The 20,563-nt window shown below is 61.6% G+C and carries 20 protein-coding genes; 8 read left to right on the top strand and 12 right to left on the bottom strand.

What is annotated here, in order from left to right; all coding sequences use genetic code 11:
• The first annotated feature begins 1 nt into the window (after position 1).
• The 7 genes from atpA (at position 2) to QU596_RS13575 (ending at position 7,560) form a co-directional block, all read left to right on the top strand.
• A complete protein-coding gene (gene atpA, locus QU596_RS13605; RefSeq protein ID WP_308516180.1) occupies positions 2 to 1,531 on the top strand; it encodes a F0F1 ATP synthase subunit alpha in 1,530 nt (509 codons plus the stop codon).
• Positions 1,532 to 2,425, top strand: a complete 894-nt coding sequence (locus QU596_RS13600) for a F0F1 ATP synthase subunit gamma (RefSeq protein ID WP_308516178.1) — start codon at positions 1,532 to 1,534, stop codon at positions 2,423 to 2,425.
• Between the two features lie 26 nt (positions 2,426 to 2,451).
• Complete coding sequence (gene atpD, locus QU596_RS13595) at positions 2,452 to 3,960, top strand: F0F1 ATP synthase subunit beta (RefSeq protein ID WP_308516176.1); 1,509 nt, start codon at positions 2,452 to 2,454, stop codon at positions 3,958 to 3,960.
• Positions 3,961 to 4,032: 72 nt separating this feature from the next.
• Positions 4,033 to 4,161: a hypothetical protein gene (locus tag QU596_RS13590; RefSeq protein WP_308516175.1), complete on the top strand. Its 129-nt coding sequence runs from the start codon at positions 4,033 to 4,035 to the stop codon at positions 4,159 to 4,161.
• Positions 4,161 to 4,433, top strand: coding sequence for an ATP synthase F1 subunit epsilon (locus QU596_RS13585; RefSeq protein ID WP_308516173.1), 273 nt, complete (start codon positions 4,161 to 4,163; stop codon positions 4,431 to 4,433). Before QU596_RS13590 ends, QU596_RS13585 begins: the two co-directional genes overlap by 1 nt.
• Before the next feature lie 37 nt (positions 4,434 to 4,470).
• The gene (locus tag QU596_RS13580; RefSeq protein ID WP_308516172.1) at positions 4,471 to 5,982 is read left to right on the top strand and encodes a hypothetical protein; all 1,512 of its coding nucleotides are present in this window, start codon (positions 4,471 to 4,473) and stop codon (positions 5,980 to 5,982) included.
• Between the two features lie 78 nt (positions 5,983 to 6,060).
• The gene (locus tag QU596_RS13575; RefSeq protein WP_308516170.1) at positions 6,061 to 7,560 is read left to right on the top strand and encodes a TadA family conjugal transfer-associated ATPase; all 1,500 of its coding nucleotides are present in this window, start codon (positions 6,061 to 6,063) and stop codon (positions 7,558 to 7,560) included.
• A gap of 13 nt (positions 7,561 to 7,573) precedes the next feature.
• Here QU596_RS13575 and cyoD read toward each other — a convergent pair whose 3' ends face one another.
• The 7 genes from cyoD to QU596_RS13540 all read right to left on the bottom strand — a co-directional run bounded on the left by cyoD (position 7,574) and on the right by QU596_RS13540 (position 14,743).
• On the bottom strand, positions 7,574 to 7,966 hold the full coding sequence (gene cyoD, locus QU596_RS13570) for a cytochrome o ubiquinol oxidase subunit IV (RefSeq protein WP_308516169.1): 393 nt from the start codon (positions 7,964 to 7,966) through the stop codon (positions 7,574 to 7,576).
• The gene (gene cyoC, locus QU596_RS13565; protein ID WP_308516167.1) at positions 7,963 to 8,601 is read right to left on the bottom strand and encodes a cytochrome o ubiquinol oxidase subunit III; all 639 of its coding nucleotides are present in this window, start codon (positions 8,599 to 8,601) and stop codon (positions 7,963 to 7,965) included. Before cyoC ends, cyoD begins: the two co-directional genes overlap by 4 nt.
• Positions 8,598 to 10,613 carry a cytochrome o ubiquinol oxidase subunit I gene (gene cyoB / locus QU596_RS13560; RefSeq protein ID WP_308516166.1) on the bottom strand — a complete coding sequence of 672 codons (2,016 nt, stop codon included), beginning with the start codon at positions 10,611 to 10,613 and terminating at the stop codon, positions 8,598 to 8,600. The genes cyoC and cyoB overlap by 4 nt, the downstream gene beginning before the upstream one ends.
• Complete coding sequence (cyoA, locus tag QU596_RS13555) at positions 10,610 to 11,587, bottom strand: ubiquinol oxidase subunit II (RefSeq protein ID WP_308516165.1); 978 nt, start codon at positions 11,585 to 11,587, stop codon at positions 10,610 to 10,612. Before cyoA ends, cyoB begins: the two co-directional genes overlap by 4 nt.
• 351 nt (positions 11,588 to 11,938) lie before the next feature.
• The gene (locus QU596_RS13550; RefSeq protein ID WP_308516164.1) at positions 11,939 to 12,658 is read right to left on the bottom strand and encodes a hypothetical protein; all 720 of its coding nucleotides are present in this window, start codon (positions 12,656 to 12,658) and stop codon (positions 11,939 to 11,941) included.
• Between the two features lie 54 nt (positions 12,659 to 12,712).
• Entirely contained in the window at positions 12,713 to 13,144 is a 432-nt protein-coding gene (locus QU596_RS13545) for a hypothetical protein (protein WP_308516162.1), read from the bottom strand.
• Between the two features lie 213 nt (positions 13,145 to 13,357).
• Positions 13,358 to 14,743, bottom strand: coding sequence for a hypothetical protein (locus QU596_RS13540; RefSeq protein ID WP_308516160.1), 1,386 nt, complete (start codon positions 14,741 to 14,743; stop codon positions 13,358 to 13,360).
• A 218-nt stretch (positions 14,744 to 14,961) separates the two neighbouring features.
• On the opposite strand from QU596_RS13540, the gene QU596_RS13535 reads away from it, so the two are divergent.
• Positions 14,962 to 15,507, top strand: a complete 546-nt coding sequence (locus tag QU596_RS13535) for a hypothetical protein (RefSeq protein ID WP_308516158.1) — start codon at positions 14,962 to 14,964, stop codon at positions 15,505 to 15,507.
• A 20-nt stretch (positions 15,508 to 15,527) separates the two neighbouring features.
• Here QU596_RS13535 and QU596_RS13530 read toward each other — a convergent pair whose 3' ends face one another.
• The 5 genes from QU596_RS13530 to QU596_RS13510 all read right to left on the bottom strand — a co-directional run bounded on the left by QU596_RS13530 (position 15,528) and on the right by QU596_RS13510 (position 20,413).
• On the bottom strand, positions 15,528 to 16,001 hold the full coding sequence (locus tag QU596_RS13530) for a thermonuclease family protein (protein WP_308516157.1): 474 nt from the start codon (positions 15,999 to 16,001) through the stop codon (positions 15,528 to 15,530).
• Positions 16,002 to 16,069: 68 nt separating this feature from the next.
• Entirely contained in the window at positions 16,070 to 16,930 is an 861-nt protein-coding gene (locus tag QU596_RS13525; RefSeq protein WP_308516155.1) for a restriction endonuclease, read from the bottom strand.
• A 156-nt stretch (positions 16,931 to 17,086) separates the two neighbouring features.
• Positions 17,087 to 17,683, bottom strand: a complete 597-nt coding sequence (locus tag QU596_RS13520) for a recombinase family protein (RefSeq protein ID WP_308516153.1) — start codon at positions 17,681 to 17,683, stop codon at positions 17,087 to 17,089.
• A 223-nt stretch (positions 17,684 to 17,906) separates the two neighbouring features.
• On the bottom strand, positions 17,907 to 19,457 hold the full coding sequence (locus tag QU596_RS13515) for an Eco57I restriction-modification methylase domain-containing protein (RefSeq protein WP_308516151.1): 1,551 nt from the start codon (positions 19,455 to 19,457) through the stop codon (positions 17,907 to 17,909).
• The gene (locus tag QU596_RS13510) at positions 19,457 to 20,413 is read right to left on the bottom strand and encodes a XamI family restriction endonuclease (RefSeq protein ID WP_308516150.1); all 957 of its coding nucleotides are present in this window, start codon (positions 20,411 to 20,413) and stop codon (positions 19,457 to 19,459) included. The genes QU596_RS13515 and QU596_RS13510 overlap by 1 nt, the downstream gene beginning before the upstream one ends.
• Between the last annotated feature and the right edge of the window lie 150 nt (positions 20,414 to 20,563).

Below are 20,563 nucleotides of genomic sequence, written 5' to 3'. Positions count from 1 at the left end.
CATGGATATCCGCGCCGCTGAAATCTCCCGCGTCATCCGCGACCAGATCGCGAATTTCTCGGCCGATGCCGAGGTCTCGGAAGTCGGCACCGTGCTTTCCGTCGGCGACGGCATCGCCCGCATCTACGGGCTCGACAACGTCCAGGCCGGTGAGATGGTCGAATTCGACAACGGCACGAAGGGCATGGCCCTGAACCTCGAAGCCGACAACGTCGGCGTCGTGATCTTCGGGTCGGACTCGGACATTTCCGAGGGCTCCACCGTCAAGCGGACCGGCACCATCGTCGACGTTCCCGTCGGCAAGGGCCTGCTCGGCCGCGTCGTCGACGCGCTCGGCAATCCGATCGACGGCAAGGGCCCGATCGTCGCCGAGGCGCGCAGCCGCGTCGAGGTCAAGGCGCCGGGCATCATCCCGCGCCAGTCGGTGAACGAGCCGGTGCAGACCGGACTCAAGGCGCTCGACGCGCTGGTCCCCGTCGGCCGCGGTCAGCGCGAGCTCATCATCGGCGATCGCCAGACCGGCAAGACCGCCGTCGCGCTCGACACCTTCATCAACCAGAAGCAGGCCAATTCGGGCAACGACGAGAAGCAAAAGCTCTACTGCATTTACGTCGCCGTCGGTCAGAAGCGTTCGACGGTCGCGCAGATCGTCCGCGCGCTCGAAGAGAATGGCGCGATGGAATATTCCATCGTCGTCGCCGCGACCGCTTCGGAGCCGGCTCCGCTGCAGTTCCTTGCGCCCTACACCGGCTGCGCGATGGGCGAATATTTCCGCGACAACGGCATGCACGCCGTCATCGTTTACGACGACCTCTCCAAGCAGGCCGTTGCTTATCGCCAGATGTCGCTGCTGCTGCGCCGTCCGCCGGGCCGCGAAGCCTATCCGGGCGACGTCTTCTACCTGCACAGCCGCCTGCTCGAGCGCGCGGCCAAGATGAACTCGGACAATGGCGGTGGCTCGCTGACCGCGCTGCCGATCATCGAAACGCAGGCGGGCGACGTGTCGGCCTACATCCCGACCAACGTGATCTCGATCACCGACGGCCAGATCTTCCTCGAAACCGACCTGTTCTACCAAGGCATCCGTCCGGCGATTAACGTCGGCCTTTCGGTTAGCCGCGTCGGCTCGGCCGCGCAGACCAAGGCGATGAAGAAGGTCGCCGGCTCGATCAAGCTCGAGCTCGCGCAGTACCGCGAGATGGCGGCGTTCGCGCAGTTCGGTTCGGACCTCGATGCTTCGACGCAGAAGCTGCTCGCCCGCGGTGCGCGACTGACGGAATTGCTGAAGCAGCCGCAGTATCAGCCGATGCCGGTCGAAGAGCAGGTCGCCTCGATCTATGCCGGTACGCAGGGCTTCCTCGACGCCGTCGATACCAAGGATGTCGTTCGCTACGAAGCTGCGATGCTGAGCTACCTCCGTTCGGAGAAGGCCGACGTGCTGGCCAAGATCCGCGACACCAAGACGCTCGACGATGACACCGCCGCCGCGCTCAAGGATGCGCTCGGCGAGTTCGGGAAGCAGTTTGCGTAAATGGCTTCGCTGAAGGCCCTCAAGCTTCGCATCGGCTCGGTTAAGTCGACGCAGAAGATCACCAAGGCGATGAAGATGGTCGCCGCGGCGAAGCTGCGCCGTGCGCAGCAGAGCGCGGAGGCGGGCCGTCCCTATTCGTCGCGGATGACGGACGTCGTCCAGTCGCTCGCTTCGCGGGTGACGGCGGGTCCGCAGGCGCCCAAGCTGCTTGCCGGCACCGGCAAGGACGACACGCACCTGATCGTGCTGGCAACCGCCGACCGCGGTCTTGCCGGCGCGTTCAGCAGCAACGTTGTCCGCGCCGCGCGACGCAAGGCCGAAGAACTGACCGCGCAGGGCAGGACAGTCCTGTTCTACATCGTCGGCCGCAAGGGTCGCCCGGTGATCCAGCGCTTCTACCCCAAAGGCATCATCGCGCAGTACGACACGAGCGAGATGAAGGCGCCGACCTATGCGAACGCGCAGGCGATCGCGAAGGACCTGGTCGACCGCTACATGACGGACGGCATCGACGTGGTTCACCTCGCCTATGCGAACTTCCGTTCGACGCTGGTGCAGGAACCGACGATCGACCAGATCATCCCGGTCCAGGCGGGCGCTGCCAACGATACCGAGGCGACTGCCAGGAGTGGTCCGCCAGCGGCGGTCGAGTACGAGCCGGACGAAGAGGAAATCCTCGCCGACCTGCTGCCGCGCAACATTGCGATCCAGATCTATCGCGCGCTGCTCGAAAACCAGGCCGGCTTCTACGGCTCGCAGATGACCGCCATGGACAATGCGACCCGCAACGCCGGTGACATGATCAACCGCCTGTCGATCCAGTACAATCGTCAGCGCCAAGCCGCGATCACCACCGAACTCGTCGAAATCATCTCGGGCGCCGAAGCGCTCTAACGAAGCTAGAAGGCAAGGAAACAGCAATGGCCACCGCCGCTCCCGCCAAGACCCGCACCAAGAAGGCTGCGCCCGCCGATACGCAGGCGCCGGCGACGACCAGCAACCTGACCGGCCGCGTCAGCCAGGTCATCGGCGCCGTCGTCGACGTGATGTTCGAAGGCGACCTGCCGCCGATCCTGTCGGCGCTGGAGACCGACAACGGCGGCAATCGCCTGGTCCTCGAAGTCGCCCAGCACCTCGGTGAGAACGTCGTCCGTACCATCGCGATGGACTCGACCGACGGCCTGACCCGCGGCCAGACCGTCAGCGCGACGGGCTCGCAGATCCGCGTGCCGGTCGGCCCGAAGACGCTCGGCCGCATCATGAATGTCATCGGTGAGCCGATCGACGAGCGCGGTCCGATCGGCAGCGACCTCTCGGCCCCGATCCACGCCGAGGCGCCGGCCTTCGTCGACCAGTCGACCGAAGCCGCCATCCTCGTCACCGGCATCAAGGTTATCGACCTCCTTGCCCCCTATGCGAAGGGCGGCAAGATCGGCCTGTTTGGCGGCGCGGGCGTCGGCAAGACCGTGCTGATCCAGGAACTGATCAACAACATCGCCAAGGGTCACGGCGGCGTGTCGGTGTTCGCCGGCGTCGGCGAGCGGACCCGCGAGGGTAACGACCTCTACCACGAGTTCCTCGACGCGGGCGTTATCGCCAAGGACGCCGATGGCAATCCGACGCCCGAAGGCTCCAAGGTCGCCCTCGTGTTCGGCCAGATGAACGAGCCGCCGGGAGCCCGCGCCCGCGTTGCTCTCTCGGGCCTGACCCAGGCGGAATATTTCCGCGACCAGGAAGGCCAGGACGTGCTCTTCTTCGTCGACAACATCTTCCGCTTCACACAGGCGGGTTCGGAAGTTTCGGCGCTGCTCGGCCGTATTCCTTCGGCCGTGGGCTATCAGCCGACCCTGTCGACCGACATGGGCGCGCTGCAGGAGCGCATCACCTCGACCAACAAGGGCTCGATCACTTCGGTGCAGGCCATTTACGTGCCGGCCGACGACTTGACCGACCCGGCGCCGGCGACCTCGTTCGCCCACTTGGACGCAACGACCACGCTGAGCCGCGCGATTTCGGAGCTGGGCATCTACCCGGCGGTCGACCCGCTCGACTCCGTCAGCCGCGTTCTGACTCCGGCCGTCGTCGGCCAGGAGCATTACGAAGTGGCTCGCGCCGTCCAGGAGACGCTGCAGAAGTACAAGTCGCTGCAGGACATCATCGCGATCCTCGGCATGGACGAGCTTTCCGAAGAGGATAAGCTGGTCGTCAGCCGCGCCCGCAAGATCCAGCGCTTCCTGTCGCAGCCGTTCCACGTCGCCGAAGTCTTCACCGGCATCCCGGGCAAGTTCGTCCAGGTCGAAGACACCGTCCGCTCGTTCAAGGCGGTGGTGAACGGCGAGTACGACCATCTTCCGGAGGCTGCCTTCTACATGGTCGGCGGCATCGAGGAAGCGGTCGCCAAGGCCGAGAAGCTGGCGCAGGACGCTTAAGCCCTGGCCGGCGCGCCCAGCCTCGATGACTGCGTCAACCACGTCTGTCCCTGGTCCGGCAAGCCGGTCAGCGTGGACAGCCTGACGCAATATCGCGGCAAGGTCGTCGGCTTCTGCAACCCGGGGTGCCGCGACAAATTCGACGCGGCCACCCGCGCATTCGACGCCCAAATCGCATCGACTCTTGAAGGCAAGGAATAATGGCCGATCTGCATTTTGAGCTCGTCACGCCGGACCGGCTGGTGATGTCCGACGACGTCTACATGGTCGTCGTTCCGGGCACCGAGGGCGAAAGCGGCATCATGGCCGGTCACGCGCCCTACATGACCACGCTCCGCAACGGCGCCATCGCTGTCTACCGCAGCCAGGGCGGCCAGCCCGAGCGGATCGAAGTCACCGGCGGCTTTGCTGAGGTCAGCGACAAGGGACTAACCGTGCTCGCCGAGAGCGCGGGAACCGCCGCAGCCGCTTAGCGCCGCATTTACCATCCGCCGCTAAAGGTGGCGACGGATGTCCTTCGTTTCGCCAATCGTCGCTGCAGACAGTGTTGAGCCGTCCAAACGGGTTGATGACACGCGTCCACTGCAGATTGCACTGGGAATTCTCGCTCTCCTGACGATTGCCCGACTGAGCGGTACGGTAGATTCCGACGTGGCCTGGCAACTCTGGATCGCCGGGCGGATTCAGGCGGGCGCGGACCTTTACCGCGACATCGTCGAGACCAATCCCCCACTCTGGTTCTGGATGGCGCTCCCCATCGAACGCGTAGCCACCCTGCTGAGCCTTAGAATCGAATCCGTCTTGATAGTCGCCATCGGCGGCACCGTGGCGCTTTCGCTGGCGGCTACTGACCGCCTTCTCCCTGAGCTCGACGCCGGGCGCCGCAGCCTACTGTTGTCCTATGCAGCCGCCACGGTGTTTGCGATGCCTTGGGCCCACGTCGGCCAGCGCGAGCAGATCGTCATGATCGCGACACTGCCCTATGCGGCCTTGATTGCCGCACGGCGCGATTCCCGGCCCGTCTCGGCGATACTGGCGGTTGCGGTCGGGATCGGTGCCGGGCTGGGCTTCGCGCTCAAGCACTATTTCCTGATCGTGCCGGTCTTGCTCGAAGCATGGTTACTGGCATCCTCGCTGCGTCGTTGGCGGCCGTTGCGGCCCGAAACCGTGGCGATTGCCGGCGTAGGATTGGTCTACGCCGCGGCAATCTTTGCCGAGCGTGACTATGTCGAACTCATCGTTCCATTGCTGGGCCAGGCCTACGGCATCTTCTCGGCGCCCGGCTTCCTGTATCTTCTCGGTCCCTTCGCGGCGGTCGGACTGGTCCTAATCGCGGTCCTGCTTGCGGCGCAAAAAGCGGTCAGAGGCATCCCTTTGGTCCAAGCACTGCTAATTGCCTCCATCGGCTTCGCCGCCGCCTATTTCATCCAGTTCAAGGGCTGGACCTATCACGCGATCCCGATGCTCGGCTGCAGCGCAATCGCGCTCGCCAGCGTACTGGCCTATTCCACAGAGAAGTTGCGGCTGCTTCGGCTCGGGGCTCCCGCCCTGTTGTGCCTGCCACTCTCGCTGTCAGCGGGCGAGGCCGCTAACCCCAGCCTGCCCAGCCGCGATCTGAATCAGGCGGTTGCGGGCTTGCCGGCGGGCGTTCCCGTTGCCTTCATTTCAGAAGACACGGCCATTGCCTGGTCGATCACCCTGCAACACGGCTGGCGCTATCCGTCGCGCTATAATGGCTTCTGGATGCTGAGAGCGCTCCTGCTCAACGAGAAGGCGGAACAGCCCGACCCGGCGCTCATCGAGCTTGGACGACGAGTGACCGCGCAGACCGTTGCGGATTTCCGCTGCCTTCCACCGCGCCGCATCGTCGCACAGCCGGAGCCGCTGGCTTACTTCATGCGTGATCCGGCTTTCGTACACTTGCTGACTCACTACGCGCTGGTCAGCCGTATGGGCTTCCTCGTTTATGAGCAACGCTCGGCGCTCGAGGCTCCTGGCAGCGACTGCGTTCGCGGACGCTGAGGCGCACGGTTAGTCTTTCCTTAGGCATCTGGCGTTAATGATCCTCGCGGAACTCAAGTTTAGCGAGTGGCAACAAGCATGAGCGCATTCGGCAAGCGTGGGGGTGTGAGCGGTCCTCGCCCCAATTTCGGCGTCGCCAAGCCCATGAAGGGTGGAGCGGGTGTTGGCGGGGGTGAGCAATTCCCGCCGATCGACGAGCTCGCGCAACCCGAGGCGCCCGTCGCCGAATCGTCGCCCTCCCTCGGCGGCGCCATGGACCGCCTCAACTCGCGCCAGAACGCCAGCGGCGAACAGGGCAGCAGCAAGGTCGAAGGCTTCGAAGCCTCGGTGCACCGCATCAAGGAACAGGTGCTCCCGCGTCTGCTCGAGCGGGTCGATCCGGAAGCCGCGGCGACGCTCAACAAGGATGAGCTTGCCGAGGAATTCCGCCCAATAATTTCCGAAGTCCTCGCCGAGCTGAAGATCACTCTGAACCGCCGCGAGCAGTTCGCGCTGGAAAAGGTGCTGGTCGACGAATTGCTCGGCCTGGGCCCGCTCGAAGAACTGCTGGCCGACCCGGCCGTCAGCGACATCATGGTCAACGGCCCCGAGCAAACCTACGTCGAGCGCAAGGGCAAGCTCGAGATCGCGCAGATCCAATTCCGCGACGAGGAGCATCTGTTCCAGATCGCCCAGCGCATCGTGAACAAGGTCGGCCGTCGCATCGACCAGACCTCCCCGCTTTGCGACGCCCGTCTTCAGGACGGCAGCCGCGTTAACGTCATTATCCCGCCGCTCTCGCTGCGCGGGACCGCCATCTCCATCCGTAAGTTCTCCGAGAAGCCGATCACGCTCGACATGATGCGCGGCTTCGGGTCGATGTCCGAAAAGATGGCGACCGTGCTGAAGATCGCCGGGGCGACCCGCATGAACGTGGTCATCTCGGGCGGTACCGGCTCGGGTAAGACGACGATGCTCAACGCCTTGTCAAAGATGATCGACCCGGGCGAGCGCGTGATCACCATCGAAGACGCGGCCGAGCTTCGGCTGCAGCAGCCGCACTGGCTGCCGCTCGAAACGCGGCCGCCGAACCTCGAGGGCCAGGGCGCAATCACCATTCGCGACCTCGTCATCAACGCACTGCGTATGCGCCCTGACCGCATCATCCTGGGCGAAATTCGTGGACCGGAGTGCTTCGACTTGCTCGCGGCCATGAACACCGGTCACGACGGCTCGATGGCGACGCTCCACTCCAACTCCCCGCGCGAATGTCTCGCGCGTATGGAGAACATGGTGATGATGTCGGACATCAAGGTGCCGAAGGAAGCCATCTCACGCCAGATCGCCGACTCGGTCGATCTCATCGTGCAGGTGAAGCGTCTACGCGATGGTTCGCGTCGCACGACCAACATCACCGAAGTGATCGGCATGGAAGGCGACGTCATCGTCACCCAGGAGCTGTTCAAGTTCGAGTATCTGGACGAGACGGCCGACGGCAAGATCATCGGCGAATACCGCTCGATGGGTCTTCGTCCTTATACGTTGGAAAAGGCCAAGCAGTTCGGCTTCGACCAGCCCTACCTGGAAGCCTGCCTCTAAGCCGCTTCGGTCTTTAACCCTTCTGCATCTGGAGATTCATCATCTCCGGCGTCGGGCCCATGTTCGCCGCAAGGTGCGACATGATCCAGATCGTTCCGATCATCACCAGGAATACGATTAGCACGCCGAAGGCGAGCGCAAGCACGTTGTTCGTGTTGTCCGGGCCGCTGGTGATGTGAAGGAAGAACACCAGGTGCACGCCCATCTGCGCGATGGCGAGCACGACAAGGCCGACCGCAACGCCTGGACCCCAGATCGAGGACGTCGACGCGACCCAGAAGGAGATCGCGGTAAGAAGTAGCGCCAGCCCCAGGCCAATGACGTACGCCCCTGTCTCGCTGACGATATTGTCGTGCGGCTCGCCCGGGGGGACGTCGTGCAGTTCCTGATGTTCGTGTTCGCTCATGGCAGCGTGCCAATCAGATAGACGATGGTGAAGATGGCCACCCAGATGATGTCGAGGGCATGCCAGAAGATGCTGAAGCACAGCAGCCGCCGCATGATGTGCTGGCGAAAGCCCTTGGCATAGATCTGGGCCATCATCGTGCCGAGCCACAGCAGGCCAGCAAAGACGTGGAGGCCGTGCGTGCCGACGAGGGTGAAGAAGCTCGACAGGAACGCGCTGCGCTGCGGCGGCGCGCCCTCGCCGATCATGTGCGTAAACTCGTAGAGCTCGATGCACAGGAAGACGAAGCCCAGAACGCCCGTGACCGCCAGCCAGATCTGCGTCCAGTTCATCGATCCGCGCTTGGCGGCGATGATGGCAAGACCGCAGGTGAAGCTGGAGAACAGCAGCGCCATCGTTTCGACGGCTACCAGTCCACGGTCGAACAACTGGATCGCCGTTGGCCCGCCATCGGTGGCATTCACCAACGAGGCATAGGTTGCGAACAGGGCGGAGAAGAGCACCATGTCCGACAGGACGAAGAGCCAGAAGCCGTAAGGCACGACGATGCTCTTGGACTCGGGGCCGCGATGCCCGAGCCCCGTATCCTCCGATCCGTAGTGCGTCAGGCTGACGTTGGACGTGTCAACGTTCATACGGATTGGCTCAGGTTCTGGAGGTTCTGCTGACGGATTCGGCGCCGCTCGCGCGAGTTCTTGATGACCTCTTCCACCGGAATGATGTGCTCATGCTCATCTTGCCAGGCGTACCAGACCATCACCGCAAAGGCGCCGACCAGACCGAGTATCGCGAGCCACCAGATGTACCAGATGACCGCGAACCCGCAGACGGTCGCGAAGAACGCGACGACCACGCCGGTCGGCGTCGCCAGCGGCATCTCGATCGGCTGGTAAGCCGGCTCGGGGATTAGGGTCGCGCGCTCGATCGCCAGCTTCTTGCGATGCCAATAGGCCTCTTCGCCGTGGACGTCCGGGAGGACCGCGAAATTGTAGTGCGGCGGCGGCGACAAGGTCAGCCATTCCAGCGTGCGGCCGTCCCACGGGTCGCCGGTTATGTCGCGGCGCTTGTCGCGCGTGCGGATCGAATAGATTAGCTGGAAGGCCAGCAACGCGATCCCCGCCGCGATGAAGAAGGCGCCGATCAGCTCCAGGCCAAGCCATGGCTTCCAAGTCGGGTCGGAAATGTGCTGCATGCGCCGCGTCCCGCCCCAGAAGCCCAGCAGATAGCTGGGCATGAACGCGAGATTGAAGCCAATGAACCAGCACCAGAAGGCAGCCTTACCGCTACGCTCGTCGAGCGTGAAGCCGAACGCCTTGGGGAACCAGTAGGTGTAGCCGGCAAACATCGCGAAGACGACGCCCGGGATGATGACGTGGTGGAAGTGCGCCACCAGGAACAGGCTGTTGTGCACGACGAAATCGACCGGCGGCATCGCCAGCAGCACACCGGTCAGGCCGCCGCCGACGAACAGCAGCATGAAGCCGATGAGGTAATGCATCGGCACGCTGAAGCGCACGCGGCCGCCGTACATGGTGAACAGCCAGTTGAAGATCTTCACGCCGGTCGGGATCCCGATCAGCATCGAGGCAATGCCGAAGATCGCATTGACGTTCGCACCCGCGCCCATGGTGAAGAAGTGGTGCAACCACACCGTGAACGAGAGGATGCAGATCACCAGCGTCGCAAAGACCATCGAGCGGTAACCGAACAACGGCTTGCCGGAGAAGGTCGCCGCGATCTCGGAATAGATGCCGAACGCGGGCAGGACGAGGATGTAGACCTCCGGATGCCCCCAAACCCAAATCAGGTTCATGTAAAGCATCGAGTTGCCGCCACCATCATTGGTGAAGAAGTGGAAGCCGAGATACCGGTCGAGCATCAGCAGCGCGAGCGTGGCGGTCAGCACCGGGAATGCGGCGAGCATCAGCAGGCTCGACGCGAGGCTGGTCCAGCAAAATACCGGCATGCGGAAATAGCTCATGCCGGGCGCGCGGATCTTGAGAATCGTCGTGACAAAATTGACCGCGGTCAGCGTCGTCCCGACGCCGGATATTTGCAGCGCCACCAGGTAATAATCGACGCCGACGCCGGGCGAGAACGCCTTCTCGCTAAGCGGCGGAAAGGCGAGCCAGCCGGTGCGCGCGAATTCACCGACGAACAGGCTGATGTTGATCAGCAGCGCGCCCGACGCGCTCAGCCAAAAGCTAACGTTGTTCAGAGTCGGGAAGGCAACGTCGCGAACGCCGAGTTGCAGCGGCACCACGAAGTTCATGAATCCGATCACCAGCGGCATGGCGACGAAGAAGATCATGATCACGCCGTGGGCGGAGAAAATCTGATTGTAATGTTCTGGGGTCAGATACCCCTGCCCTTCGCCAACGGCGAGGAACTGGTGCGCGCGCATCATGATCGCATCGGCAAAGCCGCGGACCAGCATCACCAGTCCGAGCACGATGTACATGATGCCGATCTTCTTGTGATCGGTCGACGTGATGTACTCGTTCCACAGAAACGGCCACGCCTTGATCTTTGTGATCCAGGCGCCAATCGCCGCCACCCCGATGAGCACCACGATCGACGTGATCAGCGGGATCGGCTCCTGGAACGGGATCGCCTCCCACGTCAGTTTGCCAAAGATCGGGCTCATTCAGGCACTCCGGACGCCGGCACGGACTTGGCGGCGGGCTGGTTCTTGGGTGACGGCCCTTCGATCGGGCTCTCGGGTTGCGCCGTCGATGCCCCCGGCGACGGCAGGTTGTGCGGTCGCTGTTGCTGGGCCGACTGCGCGTGATTTCCCATCGCGATCGCGTCGAACAATCCGGGTTGGACCGCGCCGAAGGTCATCGGTCTGACGTAGCTGCTCGGACGTTCGAGCGCTTGATAGGTCTTCGCGTCGAGTGCGGCACCCGACCGCGCCGATTGCGCCCACGCCGCGAATTGCTGCGGCGGCATCGAGTAGACGTTGAACTCCATGCCCGGGAAACCGTCGCCGCTGAAATGCGCGGAGCGTCCTTCGAAAACGCCCACGCGGTCCGCCTGCAGGTTCAGGCGCGTGGTCATATTGGGCATGGTGTAGATCATGCTGCCCATCTGCGGGACGAAGAAGGTGTTCCAGACCGTCGCCGAGGTCAGCTGGAAATTGACCGGCGTGCCGGCCGGAATGACGAGCTTATTGACCGTCGCAACGCCTTGGTCCGGGTAGATGAAGAGCCATTTCCAATCGAGCGACACGACCTGGACGGTGATCGGCGGGACCTTCGAGTCGAGTGGCCGTCGCGGGTCGAGCTGGTGACTGCCGATCCAGGTAATGCCGCCGAGCAGCAAGATGGTAAGCACCGGGATGGCCCAAATGACGAGTTCAATCGCGCCCGAATATTCCCAGTCAGGCCGATAGACCGCCTTCTTGTTGCCGCGGCGGAACCAGAACGCGACCGCGACCGTCGCGATCATCGTCGGAATGATGATCGCCAGCATGATCGCTGTCGAATTGATGAGGATTTGCTTCTCGGCCGCGGCGACCGGCCCGACGGGATCGAGGATGCCGCGATTGCACCCGCTGGTTCCGACAAGAATGCCCGCGACAGAAAGAATCCGCGCAAAGCGGTAGCGGCTGGAACTCATCCCCGCTTCTTGCCTCGACACAATCACCAAATCACCGATCGACATCAGCTTGTAGCCCGCCAGGGAGGCGGCTTGCCCGCCCTTTAGCCCGCTCGGTTTCCAACCGCAACCGAGTGATACGACGCCGCTGCGAAGAGCGCTGTAATTGCTTGAAATATCAGAAAAAATGGTGGGCGTGGCAAGGATTGAACTTGCGACCCCTGCGATGTCAACACAGTGCTCTACCACTGAGCTACACGCCATGTTCCTTCGGAACGCCCAGAAAACCAAGGTTTTCTGGCACCCGCTGTCGGACGGCGTAGCTTGTAGATGACGCCAACGGCAAGCCCGTTGTGTTCAGATTGTGTTGGGTCAGCCTTTGTTTAGCAAGGTGCCTGCGAGGGCAGGCATCCCAAAGCGTATGAGCAGGTAGGCGACGACCAGAACACCGACCGGCTTGAGCACCGCCCCCAACAGCGCACCTGTGAACCGCGCACTGGAAAAGCTTGCGAGCTGCCCAGCGCGCTCAAAGGCCCGTGGGCCTTTCGTCTCGGAGCCAATCTGCATCCGGTTCCAGAAGCGAAGCCAACCGACGATCAACCTGTCGGCTAGTGCGGGGCTCGTATCCAAACTGGTGACCCGCTCATAGGCGATCAGGCGACCCAAATCTTTGGCTAGACACTCGTATAGGGGCAGAGCGCCGATACGCTTAACGCGCAAGAAGATCAGCTCCTCGCGAACCCGCGCCACATCCGACTTTGCGGGATAAAGAATTGTGGCAACGTGACCCGTAGGCCCCAGGGAATAGACGAGTGTGGCTCCAGTCTCACTGCTCACAGGGTCCTTACTGCTGCGGTTGCCCATCGGGCGATGGCCGAAGCCAACTTGGACTGCCCCCTCTTCGCGATCGAATACTACGAAGCTCGTGTACGCTTCCAAGTCAGCGTAGTTGGGTAACTTTGCCGCTATCGATGCAGCGTCCCTCTCGGCCATTCGCTTGAAGCAAGAAAAGTCGTGCCGAGCATCATGATACCTCTGGATACCGCGATAGAACGGGTTATCGATGATTTGCTTGGGGGCTTGCTCTACCACTTAAACTACCACTGCTAACTTCGATGCGGCTAGCCGGTAGCATGGCAGTTGTTGCTAATACCAACCCGCCCAAATCAGCGCGTCCCTAAGCTCGGGCAGCAGTTCCATGGCGCGGTAGACCTCTTCGGGCTTCCGGTTGGCGAGGTCGCGCTCATGGTACCCGTCAGGAAACACTACCTCTAAGCGCCCGGTGGGCCACCGCGTTACCGTGATGGTCCCGAACTCGCGGGTTATGCAATCGCCATCCCGCTCACGACGCTGCCGATCTAGCAGGTCAAGGTGGCTGTCCTTGTTCCGCATGACCTTTGGGGCAAGGCCCGCCTTCATCCGCTCAAAGTTCTCGGCACCCCGCAGCAAGTGGCAGCGGTAGCAGGACCGATCACGGGTCCGTTTCCGGAAGTCGCCACAGCGCAAGCAGGGCTTCTCCAGAGCGATGTAGTAGGACGCCCCGTCCATGAAGGCGGACCACCGCTCCTCGCTGCTCACGCGGCTCCTGAGGGCTGCCATGAACGACGGGTCCGCATCGCATAGCCGCCGCTGCCGGGCATCCAGCTTGTCGGCTCGGGGCTGGCGCTGGTGAAGCGCAAATCGGGCATCGGACTGCGGCCCGTGGGGGCGCGGGGACTTGGTAATCGAAGGCTCCATTGGCAAAGTTCGCCCCATGGGTGAAGCTTGCGGACGGACGGTCGCTTAACGCTCTCAGTTATGGACCAGCCCGGACGTTGAAAGGGGAAAATCTCGGGGGTCCTTCCGGTCTATCGCCGGGACTTCTCCAAATAGCTCAAAGAAGGCTTCCACCATGGTATCATGCAGTTGAGCCTCATGGTCTTTGGCCACAATGAAGCTGTCGTGGATGGGCAGGGTCACAATCCCAAGCCCCTCCATCCTCCTAAGCACGGAGATGGCCAGCTCACTGTCCTCGTACTGTAAGCGGATGCCCTCTCCCGTCCCGAACCAGTGCTGTATCTCGCTTAGGTGATGGGCAAACGTGGCAAGGTACTGCTTGAAGGATGTACCCTTCGGTAGGATGGCTGGGTCACCCCTAGCTGCTCGCATGGTCAGTCGCTTAGCTGGGTCGCGCTCGACCCTGTTGAGCAAGCGGTTAAAGGTCCGCTTCCCCAAGTTACGCATATCCTCCGAACCCCAATCCCCGAATAGGTAAGGGTCAGTCGGCATTGGGGCTTCAGCTCTGCGGTAAAGCAATCGAGGGTGAAGCACCTTGTAGTCGAGTTCGACGGTCCTCTGCCCATCAATCCGCAGGTACGGTCGCCATATCCGCTTCTCACTCATCCACCAGCCGCCATAGATGCGGCCCCCATGGCCCCAATCATGCTTAAAGGCCCGATAGAGCGCCTTCGCAGTACGGTCCCCGGCATAACGGCGCTTACGGTCCCGTGCGTCCTGATCTTCCCCCTCATCCTCAATGGGGCTGGTTTTCAGCACTGCCTCTAAGCCAGCATCCAAGCGAATGTCGGTCACAGCCAAGCGTGCGTTGATGGCACTGAGAAGATCCCGGCTTGCCTCCACCCGATTGGGAATAGGCGGCAGGCTCTCCACTGGTTGCTTGATACGGATGATTTGGCTGTGCGCGATCGTTAGCGACCGCCGCCCCAAGCCAAGATCGTCTATTAGGTTCCTTAGCCGCGGGCTGGCCCTTAGCCTGCTTCTCCGGCCGAAGTTTGCCGCATGGTTTCGGAAGCCTGCCGCTACCTCAATCAACCCCTCTTCCAGTAGATGATCGCGGCAGGACCGCATAACCACGGCATCTAAGTCAGTGTGCGAATAGGCGCTGGTGTTGAAGCTAACCCCTACATACCGCTCCGGGTCATATTCATTGAGGTGGCCCGCAGCGAGGTTGCAAAGCAGGGCCTCTACCGTATCTCGCAGCCGCTTTTCCGCGCTGGGTCGCCTTTTGCGCTTACGTTCGCCGGTTGCCTCCTCCTTGGCTGCCATAGCGGCCAACACACCGTCTCTAAGCCGCACGCCGGCTTCGCTGTTGAACCTACGGCCAATGTCCAGGGGGAAGGAGTTTTCTAGCTCTTCGGCGGAGAATGTCTCCTCATTGGCAATCCGGTCTTGGTACACTTGAACGCTACTACTCTACCTGCGCCACGGCAGTTCTGTCGGATGTATGGAGATGGCAGCTTACGTCGGACGCTCGCCGCCAGTTAGTGCAGTGCGGCGGTTACGCGACGCCGGTATTGAGAGGCAACATCTACTTGGATAGGCTGCCGCATCAGTGTGCCGAATAACAGTGGGCGGGTACCAGCTCGGGGTACCCAAACCTAGGTCTGGAGTTGCTAGTGGACCGCCGCGCACTGATAGCTGAAAGCTACCTCGACCACATCGCCATTGCTCTGAAGGTTGGTGACAAGGGCGCACCCTTCCGTACCTTCATTGATAACTGGTACGCCTTCGAGACAGGGACCGGCCACTTAACTGACGGTGACCGCCCCATCTGGTTCAACAACCCTTGCGCCCGGACCCACGGCCCTGCGCTCCGTGCAATGCACTTCCAATCTTTAGCCGCTGCTGCGGTACTGGACTTAGCAACAAGGGACGGCTCCTCGTATGCTGAACAGCGCCAAGCAAAGAGTACGGCAGTCCGGCTCATGGTCGATCATGCCGTGCCGCTGCGGGTTATCGTGGGCTTGATGTTCGAGGAAACCTTTGAGCCGAGGAGCGAAGCCATTAGCGCCCATTTGCGCCGCTGGTACCGCCTTGGCGTAATAACGTCCGACGAGGATGCCCGCCTAAACAGTCACGGTCTGCGGTCCGCAATGCCGACATCGTGGAACGGTCATGACGTTTACGCCCGATATGCTGCGGCCGGTGTCGTGGCGGCCTAAGCCCGGAGGGCGTTCCCTCGTTAGCACCACGGACGCCTGCTGCCTTCATACCAGCGAGCTAGCCCCTCGCTGACAAGCGTATCGCCAACGCTGCGCCCATCAACGAGGACAAGGCGTAGCTCACGTCCGTACACATCTTTGTCGCGATCGATTGGTTGCAGTGTGATGTTGCCTCCATTGAGGAGCTGTTGCAGCCTTAGCGTAGCGCGGTCGCCTAGCTCTTTCTCGGACTGGCAGCGAGGGTCGTGCGTCTCCGGCGCGTCGATGTCCGCTATCCTGATCTTATGGCCCTCAAGCCAGATGGTGTCGCCATCCACTACGCAGTTGTAGCCGCCGCCGATGAAGCACATCGAGAAGTTGGCGCGGACCGCCGTACCTTCCGCATGGGTCGCAGAGTGGGGCTGCCACAGCCCGTCCAGCCATCCCGCGCCATAGGCTGTACCTGCCAGCGCCGCAGCGGCCCATAAAGCGATGAACCGAACCCAGCCTTGCAATCGCCTTCGACGGCGCTTCGCTGCGAACCGCGCTTGCTCTCCCATACCGCGAAAGCCGGTGCGTCCCACTAGCTCGCCCGCCTAACGAGCATTCCAAGTTGCGGCAGCTCGGTCCGATCTAATAGCAGAACCCCGGTGGACCGCGCCAAAGTGCGAGCGGATGGGGTGAAGCCTGCGTTGGAGACAACGGCAGCAGCCGTGGCTCCGTAAAACGTTCGGGCCGAGTGAACCTCTTGGACAGCCTTGTTGCCTACGGGTTTGGAGTAAAGCTTGCACTGAATGACCACCAGATGTCCGTGCATCTCCGCAACCACATCAGCGCCTTGGTCGCCCGAAGCGGGGGTTGGCCTCGCAGCCCATCCGTGGTCCCGAAGAGTTTCAGCGCACCAATGCTCAAAGTCGCGTGGGGTTAGATCGTCGCCGCTGCCGCAGTTACGAAACTGTCGCGCCTGCTGGGCCGCGAACTTTGCCGCACCAACCTCAATCTGGTCGCGCAGACGCTGGCGATAGGAACCCGTGTTGTGGTCAAAGACTTGGCGCTCCCCGCTGGTCAGAGCGGGGTGCAGAACTGCTTGCACAAAGCGGTCAACTTCCTTGTCCCAGCGGCTACTGTTGGTGACGCCGTACTCATCGGGTTGCAGAAGCTGCCTGTGTTTGCGGGCAAGTGTTGGCATATGTTGCGCAACGATAGCGGCGATGCTGCCCTCAATAGTTGCACTCGCTCGGCGAAACTCAGCCGCACGCTCGGCTTCCATCTGAGCTTGCCACGCTCGGGTATCCGCGCTTCGCCTGAGCTTGGCATAGGCGTACCATGCTGTGCCACCGCCGATCAGGACCAGCAGCGTGATGCTAAGCCAACGCGTTGCATCGAAGATCAGGCCGATGAGCAGAAGGAGACCGAAGAAGCTGACAACATCTGCTGTCGTCATTTCCTTCGGTTGGCCGCGCGATTGCCGACGCCGCTGATTGCTGGTCCGACCGTAGCCCGTTCTTCTACCCACTTACTTGGCACCCCCCGCACCCTAGCACTTGGCCGCTGTCGCAGCCCCGTTGCGGCAACTAGATCAGAACCCATTAGAGAAGATTTACCCGTCCCGACTTGTTTGCGAGACTTTCCGCTCAACGCGCTGAATGGCGGCGCGCGATACGCCATAATGCTTCGCTAGGATGCCCAAGGAAACGCCTTCACGGCGCTGCTGTATGATTTCCTGTCGGGCTTTGTCCGACAACGCTGACGGCCTTCCTAGAGCTTTGCCGGACGCCTTAGCGCGGGCCAGACCTGATTGCGTCCGTTCGATCAGTAAGTCCCGCTCGAACTCGGCGACCGCGTTGATGACGCCCATGGTCATTTTCCCCGCTGCGCTTGTCAGGTCCATGTTGCCCAAGGCTAGGCACTGGACCCGCACCCCGTCTGCCGCGAGGGCTTCGATGGTGGCCCGGACATCCATGGCATTACGGCCTAAGCGGTCCAGTTTGGTTACGATAAGCACGTCGCCGCTTTCGAGCTTGTCCCGCAGCTTGGCGAAACCGGAGCGCTCCCCCGCCGCCACGGACCCCGACACTGTTTCCGTGATTACCCGTTTGGGTTCGACCTTAAAGCCAGCCGCCTCAATCTCGCGAACTTGGTTCTCCGCGGTCTGGTCGGCAGTGCTTACGCGACAATAGGCAAAGGTACGCGCCACAACTCTTCTCCTGTATCGGAATGGTGGCTCGTAACTAAAGGTGTATCGTAATAGCTGTCAACATAGTTTTCGGTACAGGTTTGACGGCTGTATCGTAAGCGGTCGTTTTCGAGCCGGTGCACACAACACCATGGGGGTATGGGGGAAAACCAACACTGATAATCAGTCAGATCAGCTCTCGCGTAGCCACCCAAGGACAGGTCGTTGAGTGCGAAAGCTCTACTTAGGCGTCCAACATCTCGAGCTGACGGGGAGGCGCTGCTTCCGGCACAAGGTCGGCCAACGCGGGGAGCGGGACGTTAGCCAACTCCTTCGGCTCAAGTTTGTGCAAGCCCCCGCCGTACACCCTGCCTTCGCCCAAGAGTTCTTCCGCAGGGACTTGGTTCAGATAGCGCCAAGTTTGGTCCAGAAGCGTTGGGTCGGCCTCCAGTGCAGCTTGCATCCGTGCCGTCGGATACATGCAGAGGTAAACGTTAGCGACGGTGGCCGATGAGCGATTGCGGATAAATCTGAAGGGTCGGCCCGACTTCAAATCTCCCCGGCCCAGGTACGTACAGACGATGGGCGCAGCCGGTCTGTCCTCTTGTTGGTACCAGAGCCTGCGTGTTCGGCAGAGGTATCGTTCGTGCAGTCCTCTTGCGCGTCCGGTCTGAAGATACTCCCAGAGTTCCGGAGCCTTACCAGCTAACTCCTCTTCGGGGATGCGCGGGTCCAATAAGAACAGCCTCTTCTCTAAGAGGGGTAGCCCATTTTCGTCTGCGGGAACCTCGTCGCCCTTTAGGTGCCTAGGGCTAGGGAGGATGGGCCGAAAGTACTCACGCGGCAGATCGAAGGCAGCAAGCTGCTCGTCCGACAAGATGAAGAAGCCATTGTCACCTGTGGCTATGCCGCGCTTGATTTTGAAGAAGTCCCCGACGGTCGGGACCGAGTTGGCTTTGCGAACATCGTGCTTGGGGAAGCGCGTCCACTTCTCATTGATTGATAGGGCATCCCGCTGGACGAAGCGTTCGACGTGGGGCTTGTCTAGCGTCCCGCCGAAGGTGAAGTGGACCTCATGGCCCTTAGGCGGCGGGATGTTACGGAACCAGACTACAGCCGATGACACCAGCGCGTCGGAGAACTGCACATCGTTGGGGTCAAAGCGATGGATTTGCAGAAGGGTCACCTTGTCGAGCAGGTAACGTTTGACCTCCCGTCCATAGTTCACGTCCATGAACTCACTCGGGATTAGCCAACCAGCAATAGCGCCCGGAGCCATCCACGCGTGGGCCACACCCATGAAGTAGCAGTACAGTCCTGCTAGCCCACCAATGCTCGCTCCGCTGTTACTACGAACCAGCTCCTGCAAGCGGACCTTCTCTGACTGCCCTAGGTGATGGTGCCGCACATAAGGCGGATTACAGATCACGAGATTGAAGTTCGGTTCCGGGGCAGCCGTCGTGAAGTCAGTCAGCCTTAGGTCTAATCCGCTATCCTGCCAGAGGGCCACCGCTGGCTCACCGTAGTGGGGATCAATCTCGTACCCGACAGCTTCCTTGATGCGATCGGCTGGCACCGTACGCCTAAGCGCGGAGTAGAATGAACCCGTGCCGATAGCAGGGTCGAGGAAGTGGATTGGTGCGTCACCTAACAGACCAACGCCATACTTAAGTATGTGACCGGCCAAGTCCGTTGGCGTTGCGAACTGCCCCAGCTTGTTGCGCTCGGCTTGCGTCTTGCGACCGTCCAGCTCGCTTTGCAGCGACAGCCTGTGCAGCTCCTTCTCGGGTGTCATTAGATGCCGAACTCGGCCAGATCGTCGATGCGATGCTCCCAAACCCAGTCGATACCCTCAGCAGCCTCGTACCCGAGGTAGCCGCTATCAAAGTAGCCACATAGGAATAGGTTGAACTCAACGGCGGGGCCGTAGTCGGCCCTTAGCTGCTGCATCTTAGTCGCTTCCTCTTTTCGCCGCTTATTGGTGTTGGTGAAGTCGCCTGCTGACTTCGCTTCGATGAACACGGGCAACTGCCCAACGGCTCGGTCCAGAGGCATAATCACCGCATCCACCGGGATATTTACCGACTTGTCGCCTACGGTAACGGGGACATTCATCCGGAAGCTAAAGGTGCCGGGGGTCATACCGTCGAATGTTGTGCCGTCACCCGCTACGAGTTGCTGGTAACCGCGCGCCTCAAGCCAAGCCTTGATCTTAGCGAGCTGCCTCTGCTCTTGAGCGTTACGGATAATGGGGTTGGCAACGGCTCCGCACAGACGATCGGCAACGATAGTAGCAGCACGATGCACCTCCGCGTCGCTGGGCTGGTCACCGCGTGCTAGCCATACGAATATATCGGGGTCGGCCATCTTCTCGATGATGTCCGCGATCTTTTGCAGCTCGGCGTTCAGGAGACCAACGGGCATACGACCAGGAACCTTACCCTCCTTCTCCATGCACTTGACGACGCCGGGGTTCACGGAGGCGAGGCCGATGAGGCGATCAACAGCGATTGGCGGACAAGTGGACATGCGCAACGTGGGCAGGATTTCCGGGCGTTGCCGAAGAAGGTTAGGCTGTATGTCGGTAAGGTTCCCCGTCGCAGCCAAGGCGGCTTCAACGCTCGCGGTTGTGCCTATCCGCGTGTTTCTAAACGCCTGCGGCGCGAACTCCATGAACCACGCATTGTACATGTCCACGGAAGCGGCCACGTCCTGTTTCCAAAGATGTGGCTTATCGAGATTAACACCCATAAGCTGCACCATGGGGGGAGAACAAACAAGGGTCAACGCCGTTGGGCGACAGCCTGCTGCCGGCTAACTTTGAAGCTAGGTTGGCAGCTCGCTCTCATGCCTTGGGGTATGGGGGGAAGTCATCTGCTGTTATCAATCAGATGGGCTCTC

This window comes from Sphingomonas flavescens (assembly GCF_030866745.1).
Taxonomy (GTDB): domain Bacteria; phylum Pseudomonadota; class Alphaproteobacteria; order Sphingomonadales; family Sphingomonadaceae; genus Sphingomicrobium; species Sphingomicrobium flavescens.
The sequence above is the reverse complement of the archived record's forward strand: the minus strand, read 5'-3'. Positions and strand labels throughout refer to the sequence as shown.